Raw genomic sequence first — 287 nt, 5'->3', positions numbered from 1 at the left:
AAAGAAGATGGTGGAGCTATGCGGGATCGAACCGCAGACCTCCTGCGTGCAAGGCAGGCGCTCTCCCAGCTGAGCTATAACCCCATCGCAAAAACTAATCTCTGTACCGACAATTCATTCTGAGACAAGGCGTGGAAGGACGAAGCATACTGAAGTATGCGAATCGTTTCACAACGCAGTATCAGGATGAACTTGGTAGGCCTGAGTGGACTTGAACCACCGACCTCACCCTTATCAGGGGTGCGCTCTAACCACCTGAGCTACAAGCCTGCAGAGATTTTTACTGC

At 51.6% G+C, this 287-nt stretch carries 2 tRNA genes; both read right to left on the bottom strand.

The annotated features are described in order from the left end of the window. Positions 1-8: 8 nt before the first annotated feature. A tRNA-Ala gene (locus tag ABOC97_RS23970) sits at positions 9-84 on the bottom strand. Positions 85-193: 109 nt separating this feature from the next. Further along, a tRNA-Ile gene (locus ABOC97_RS23965) sits at positions 194-270 on the bottom strand. Positions 271-287: the final 17 nt, after the last annotated feature.

The sequence above is a fragment of the Kluyvera huaxiensis genome, from assembly GCF_040149365.1.
GTDB classification, from domain to species: Bacteria; Pseudomonadota; Gammaproteobacteria; order Enterobacterales; family Enterobacteriaceae; genus Kluyvera; species Kluyvera intermedia_A.
Note: the sequence above shows the minus strand (reverse complement) of the source record. Positions and strands in the feature narration are given on the sequence as shown.